The sequence below is a fragment of the Bacillus sp. LL01 genome (genome assembly GCF_001037965.1).
Window position 1 is genome coordinate 1 of sequence record NZ_LFEL01000071.1, and the last position, 7,470, is coordinate 7,470.

General features: G+C 38.6%; 5 protein-coding genes and 1 pseudogene. 5 read left to right on the forward strand and 1 reads right to left on the reverse strand.

What is annotated here, in order from left to right:
* The 3 genes and pseudogenes from AB685_RS24310 to AB685_RS24320 form a co-directional block, all read left to right on the forward strand.
* Nucleotides 1-201, forward strand: a pseudogene (locus AB685_RS24310) (ABC transporter ATP-binding protein); the annotation flags it as partial.
* 343 nt (nt 202-544) lie between these two features.
* Nucleotides 545-2,524, forward strand: a complete 1,980-nt coding sequence (locus AB685_RS24315; RefSeq protein ID WP_047973165.1) for an EAL domain-containing protein — start codon at nt 545-547, stop codon at nt 2,522-2,524.
* A 68-nt stretch (nt 2,525-2,592) separates the two neighbouring features.
* Nucleotides 2,593-3,795 (forward strand): PLP-dependent aminotransferase family protein, encoded by a 1,203-nt coding sequence (locus AB685_RS24320; protein ID WP_047973166.1) that lies wholly within the window; start codon nt 2,593-2,595, stop codon nt 3,793-3,795.
* Nucleotides 3,796-3,844: 49 nt separating this feature from the next.
* On the opposite strand, the gene AB685_RS24325 is transcribed toward AB685_RS24320, so the two are convergent.
* Nucleotides 3,845-5,224, reverse strand: coding sequence for a sodium-dependent transporter (locus tag AB685_RS24325; protein ID WP_047973167.1), 1,380 nt, complete (start codon nt 5,222-5,224; stop codon nt 3,845-3,847).
* 230 nt (nt 5,225-5,454) lie between these two features.
* On the opposite strand from AB685_RS24325, the gene AB685_RS24330 reads away from it, so the two are divergent.
* Both AB685_RS24330 and AB685_RS24335 read left to right on the forward strand, forming a co-directional pair.
* Nucleotides 5,455-6,909, forward strand: coding sequence for a SulP family inorganic anion transporter (locus tag AB685_RS24330; RefSeq protein WP_047973168.1), 1,455 nt, complete (start codon nt 5,455-5,457; stop codon nt 6,907-6,909).
* A gap of 17 nt (nt 6,910-6,926) precedes the next feature.
* The gene (locus tag AB685_RS24335) at nt 6,927-7,346 is read left to right on the forward strand and encodes a universal stress protein (RefSeq protein WP_047973169.1); all 420 of its coding nucleotides are present in this window, start codon (nt 6,927-6,929) and stop codon (nt 7,344-7,346) included.
* The last annotated feature ends 124 nt before the right edge of the window (nt 7,347-7,470 follow it).

Consider the following 7,470-nt stretch of genomic DNA (forward strand, 5'->3'; position numbering starts at 1 on the left):
GCAGGGCTGAAAAAGCTTCTACATAATCGTACGGCGATTATGATAGCCCACCGTTTATCCACGATTCGTGATGCAGATCATATCATCGTTCTTGACCATGGTGATGTAATGGAGGCAGGTACTCATGATGAATTAATGAAAAAGCAAGGCATCTATTTCAAACTTGTCCAATCACAATATGCGGCAATGACAGCTTTATAACTGATGAAGGAGACTTATAAATGGTTTGGCCATTTATAGGTCTTCTTTCTTGTGAAAGAGATCTTCTTTTCAAAATGAAAGCTTTTCATTCACTATGGGTAGGATACCCCTTCCTTAAAATACGTTAAGGACCAAGCTAGTGGTTAGGTGGGGGAGAGATGTGTCTTTTCGTAACAAAGGAGGCAGGAGCATCGTTCGTTTTAGTTAATATGGTTCTTCATACTTCCTCTTATGTAAATACTTGTACCAATTGTAAAAGAAAAGCCTTACTACATGGTATAATAGGATTAGATTGGTGAGTAAGAACAGAATAGAATAGAAGTGATGTAAGGAGGGATGAAAGATGGAAAGTGAAAAGGGGGAGAAGTGGTCTCCTATATTTCAGGTTTGTACAGACCTCAATTTGTCGGTTGCAATTGTCTCTGATGAAAATAAAATCATTTCTTATAATGACTGCACAAAAAAGTTGTTGGTTCATCCGATGAAGCAGTTAAAAACGGTCCTACATCAGCTTGCTGAGTCACCAAACCAAGTGACCAAGCAAGAACTAACATTACAAGGACAAGCTTACATAGTCTATAAAAACCAGCTAAAAGAAATAAAAGGATTTTCCTATCTCTTGCTTTATCCTGCTGATAATCGTTTAGAGTTAATGAGTGAAATTGAGCAACAGTTAGAGCAAATTGTAAATACGAGATTTGAAGGCACCTTAATTCATGATCTTGGTAAAATTATCGACGTTGATGAAAGATCAGCAACATTGTTTGGTTATAAGCGTCAAGAATTGATTCATTTATCCGTCTTTGAACTAATTTCCCCTGAAGAATGGACTAAAGCTCAAGATGCAATTGTTAATAGAAAACAAGAGCCCTTTGAATTGAAAGGGTTACATAAAAACGGTTCGACCATCTATGTCGAGGTTCAAGGTCGTCCTTACCCCTATAAGAAAAAAGAAGTTCGCCTTGTTGCACTACGGGATATCACAGAGCTTAAGCAACAAGAAGATAGAATTACCTACTTAGCTTATCATGATGAAGTGACAGGGCTAATGAATCGTCGAGCATTTCAAGAAAAGGTAACAAGACAACTTAGTGAGCTTAAGAGTGAAGAGTCTGTTGTTGTAGCGACAATAGGTTTGAATCGCTTGAAAACGGTAAATGACGCAATGGGAATTGAAGCAGGTAATCGGTTAGWAAAGGAAGTAAGTGAGATTCTGAAGCAAAAGTGTGCCCCGGATCTTCTTGTAGCTCGCTTAGATGGGGATGAATTTATTCTAACTTTTACGACTAAAATAGAGGAAGAGTCTATCCTTTCAACGGTTGAAGAGATCCTGCATTGCTTTGATGAACCTCTGCAATTAGATGAGTTTTATTTCCATGTTCATCTTTGTGCGGGAATTAGTATGTCTAATCAGGTCACCATGGATGTGAATGAGTTAATTAGACAAGCGGAAGTTGCCCTTCATACGATTAAAGATTCCACGCATGGATCTATTCAAGTGTATGAAAAGGAAATGAGCACAGGGTCCATCCGTGAGATGATTATTGAAAACGAGCTACGGCATGCGGTATCGAAGCAAGAATTTTCATTGGCTTTTCACCCACAGGCCTGCTTGGCTACTGGACAGTTATCTGGTGTCGAAGCCTTGTTACGCTGGAATAGCTCTGCACTTGGTCAAGTATCCCCTTTGGAATTTATTGGAGTTGCTGAGAGAACCGGCTTAATTATTCCTATTGGAAAATGGGTAATTGAACAAGCGTGTCACTATGCTGCAAACCTTGAAAAAGAATTAAATCGACCAGTTCGCATGGGGGTAAATTTATCACCAGTTCAATTTGTTCAACCTAATCTAGTAGAAATCATTACAAAAGCCCTTTCTGATGCTAAGCTTAATCCATCATCCTTAGAGCTAGAAATTACCGAGTCCGTGGCGATGGAAGATGAGCAACAGGTGATGGAAAAGCTGATTGCCCTTCGAGAATTAGGAGTTGCCGTTTCGGTTGATGACTTTGGTACAGGCTACTCGTCGCTGCAGTATTTAAGTCAATATCCCATTGATAAATTAAAAATAGATAAGTCGTTTTTAAGGGTTCAAACGAAAACCAATCAAACGATTATCAAATCTATTGTTTCAATGGGGCATAACATGGGGATGAAAGTGATTGCTGAAGGCGTGGAAACCTTTGATGATGTCGCCCTACTGCAACGATTAGAGTGTGATGAAATGCAAGGATTTGTCTGGACAAAACCACTTCCGTTTGCAGATTTATTAACAAAATTAAAAGGTGCAGAAGCTTTCTCACTACAAACAGCGAGAAATTGATTGACATTTCTAATAAATCAGATACTATTGAACTATTATCCAAATATAAAATGTTAGAGGTGTCACAGATGAAATACGCGTTTGCAAAGAGAGTCCGTCATCTACAATCATCAGCCATTCGTGATATTTTAAAGGTCGTAGGAAGAGGAGATATCATTTCATTTGCAGGTGGTTTACCTGATGATGAGCTCTTCCCGATCGAAGGAATTGAGGAGGCATTTGGTCGTGTTTTTGACAGTGGTAAAAAATCACTTCAATATATGGAAACAGAAGGTTACTTACCATTGCGYGAAGTCATTTTAGAAAGAATGCGTAGAAAAGGAATAACGGATTTCTCTGCGGACAATGTTATGCTCACCACGGGTTCCCAACAGGCGATTGATTTATTTTCGCGTGTGATGCTAAATCCGGGGGATGTCATTTTAACAGAAGATCCAACTTATCTCGCTGCTCTTCAAGTATTTAAATCGTATGAAGCAAAAGTCGTTGCAGTCGCTTCAGATGACCACGGAATGCTACCTGATGACTTAGAAGCGAAGATGAAACAATATAAGCCAAAAGCGATCTATGTGGTACCAACCTTCTCAAATCCAGCAGGAAGAGTATGGTCGTTAGAGAGAAGACAACAATTACTGACACAAGCAGAACGAGGGAATGTGATCATTTTAGAAGATGATCCGTACGGTGATATTCAATTTCGTCAAGATGAAACCTATACTCCGCTTGCAGTACTAGATAATGGAACGCAAGTATTGTACACGAGTACTTTCTCAAAAACGGCAGTTCCGGCTCTTCGTACAGGGTGGATTGCTGGTCCATTCCAAGTGATTCGTATGATGGCTCAAGCTAAGCAAGCGAATGATCTTCATTCTAATTCACTCTCTCAACAAGCCCTTTATCAGTTATGCGTGAATTTTGATTTAGATGCTCATATCCAAGGGTTAATTAAAGTATATGAGAGTCGAATGAACGTCATGGTAAACTGCATTGAAAGAGCAAATATTGATCAATTGCGCTTCGTTAAGCCAAAAGGTGGCATGTTCCTTTGGCTTGAATTAGCTCCGGAGATCAATACAACGGCTTTATTAACAGAAGCAGTAGAAGCAGGTGTTGCTTACGTGCCAGGCGAACCGTTCTATGCAGATGTCGCTCAAAAAAATACGATGCGTTTAAATTATACGCATGCTACGCCTGAGAAAATTGAAAAAGGCATGGGCTTATTACTAGAGTTATTAAAAGAAAAGAGTAAAAACCCTCATATTTACTCCTAACAACTAAGAAAAAGCGTGTGAGCTGAATAGCTCACACGCTTTTGTTTACTTATCGGAAGAGGTTTAGAATCACATCTAATARCCCAACCGAGCTAAGGAAAATAATGAAGATAGCAACTGGTGCGAAGTAGCGAAGCAAGAATAACCATGCATTTCCTAACCACGTATCACCAAAATCTGAGTCAGCAAGAGCATCCGCTTTCTTAAAGCCCCAACCCATGAATAAGGCAATCATTAAACCGCCGAGTGGCAAAAAGATGTTTGAAGCAATAAAGTCAATGGAATCAAGGATGTCACGACCGCCAATAATCGAAATATCAGAGAGGATACCTTGACCTAATGACGACGGAATTCCTAGGGCAAAAATAATTAAACCAATAATAATTGCCGCTTTTTGACGTGACCACTGGAAGCGACGGATGAAATAAGCAACGGCAACTTCAAGTAACGAAACAGCTGAAGATAGCGCAGCGGCTGTCAGTAAGAAGAAGAACAATAATCCGAATAACCAACCCATCGAGATACTATCGAACACATCAGGCATAATCATAAAGACAAGACCAGGACCAGAAGAAGGTTCAATTCCAAAAGCAAATACGGCGGGGAAGATCATGATCCCTGCAACAATCGCAAATAATGTATCTAAACCAGCGACACTTGCTGCTGCTCCAGGTAGGCGTTCTTTATTTGACAAATAACTACCATACGTAATAAGGGCCCCCATACCAAGACTTAAGGAGAAGAATGCTTGACCTAGTGCAGCTAAGTAAATGTTAGGATCTGCTAGTGCACTCCAATCAGGGCTAAATAAGAATGCTAACCCTTCTCTTGCTCCACCTAGTGTTAACCCATAAGCTGAAAGACCGATTAATAAGATACCTAATAATGGCATTAAGATTTTGTTTGAACGTTCAATTCCTTTTTTAACTCCGATAAAGACGATTGCTATAGTGGCTGCCATAAACAAGAACTGCCATAACAGCGGGTGATAAGGATTCGTAATGAAGTCTACAAAAAAACCTTCATATCCACCTTCTGGAGGGCTCCAAAGGTTTCCTGTTAAGTAATTAACGAAATAGTAAGAAATCCAACCAGCGATGACCCCATAAAAGGAAAGAATCATGAATGCTGCTCCTACACCTAATAAACCAGCAATCATCCAAGGCTTTCCTGGTGCTAGTTTCTCAAAAGAACCTACTGCATCGCTTTTTGCCTTACGTCCAATTGTGAACTCTGCCATAACAATTGGAATACCAATTAATAAAATACAAGCTAAATAAATAAGTAAAAAGGCTGCTCCACCATTCTCTCCGGTTACATAAGAAAAGCGCCATACATTACCTAGCCCCACTGCAGAACCCATCGCAGCTAAAATAAATCCTAGCCTTGAGCCCCATTGCTCACGACCTACATTTTCCTTTAGTGACACAACGTATTCCCCCTTTAATACAACAAAATAATTTCGTGAACTTACTATAGCATAAAAGCTTAAATGTGAATAGGGAATTTTCTGACTTTTTAGGTATTTCTCATACAAATGCTTCATGAAGAGATCTCTGTTAGTAAAAAATAACGAATCTTTGATTAGAATACTATTTTCAAACTGATAAATAAAATGGCTGTATTAATAAATACTATACATATAAAGGAGGGAGTACGTTGGATGAAAGTAGCTATAAAGGATCATGGCAAGGAAATATAAAAGGAGATATTTTATCAGGAGTTGTAGTAGCCCTTGCTTTAATCCCTGAAGCGATTGCATTTTCAATTATCGCTGGTGTAGATCCGATGGTAGGTCTCTATGCATCGTTTGTTATGGCAGTAGTGATTGCCTTTGTTGGAGGAAGACCAGGAATGATCTCCGCTGCTACAGGGGCGATGGCGCTTGTCATTGTTTCATTAGTTGCTGACCATGGTCTAGACTATTTACTTGCCGCCACGATATTAACTGGTGTTTTGCAAATTCTTTTTGGAGTATTTAAACTCGCACGATATATGAAGTTTATTCCACGATCCGTTATGGTAGGGTTTGTTAACGCGCTAGCCATCCTCATCTTCATGTCTCAACTTGAATATTTTATCGGAGAGCGTCCAATGATTTATGGAGTCGTCATCTTAACATTGCTTATTATTTACCTGTTTCCTTTCATTTCAAAGGTTGTCCCTTCCACACTTGTAGCAATAGTTGTAGTAACTTCAGTAGTTGTGTTGGTAAATATGCAAACGTGGACGGTTGGAGATATGGGGGCGATCCCTAAGACACTCCCGACATTTCTATTTCCAAATGTTCCTTTTAATATGGAAACATTAATGATTATTCTCCCTTATTCTTTAGCTTTGGCTACTGTAGGATTAATTGAATCATTGTTAACAGCGTCTATTGTCGATGATATGACCGATACAGAAAGCGAGAAGAATATTGAGAGTAGAGGTCAAGGTATAGCCAATATAGCGGTCGGGCTTTTCGGTGGGATGGCAGGGTGTGCAATGATAGGCCAATCAGTAATTAATGTGAAATCAGGAGGATCAGGTCGATTATCAACATTCGTAGCGGGTCTCTTTTTGATGTTTTTAATTGTGGTGTTAGGAGATGTTGTCGTCCAAATTCCAATGGCTGTGTTAGCAGGTGTTATGATTATGGTCGCGATTAGTACATTTGATTGGAATTCCCTTAAAACAATTCATATCGTGCCAAGAACGGATGCTGTAGTGATGATTGTTACCGTATTAACAGTTGTCATTACTCATAATTTAGCGATAGGTGTGTTTGCAGGTATTCTGTTAAGTGCCATTTTCTTCGTATCAAAAATATCCAATGTGAAAGTAGAGAGGTCATTACATCCGGAACATAACATAAGAATGTATAAACTAGATGGACAACTCTTTTTTGCATCAGTTACGGATCTCATTAAAAAGTTTGATTATAAAGAAACCGTTGAAGATGTCATTATCGATCTGTCTCGAGCTCACATTTGGGATGATTCTGCAGTGGCTGCAATTGATAAGATCGTATATAAATTCAAAGAAAATGGAATAAATGTTAATGTTAAAGGACTAAATGAAGATAGCTCAGAACTTGTGAATAAACTAGCCAATAAATTAGGTGGACATTAAACCTTGGAGGTGAATGAATGTATAAAAAAATTTTATTAGCATATGATGGTTCCAAATATTCAAAGCGAGCTGGGGAACATGCGTTAAATATTGCTCAGTGCCATAAGGATTCGATGATTGAAATTGTGTATGTTGTAGATGGAAACAAAGCAAAAMATGATGTATTAAGCAATTGGAATTCACTAAGTGTCGATCAAAAGCGTAAAGAGTTATTAACTGGGGTCACAAAAGAGGCGGAAGAGTTAGGAATAAACTATACCATTAAAATATTACATGGTGAATCGGGCCCTACTATTATTAAACATGCAAATGAACAAGGTTTTGACATTGTGATTGTTGGAAGTCGTGGCTTGGATGGCATTCAAGAGTTTGTATTAGGTAGTGTTAGTCACAAGGTAGCTAAACGAGCGAAATGTCCTGTATTAATAGTAAAATAAGTACGACTTTATTTAAAACCAACAAACTTTTGTTTGTTGGTTTAATTAATGGGAGAAAGGATCTAAAAGTCATAATAACGGCAATAAAATTCAGAAAAATTTGAATTAAACATACATTATCTGT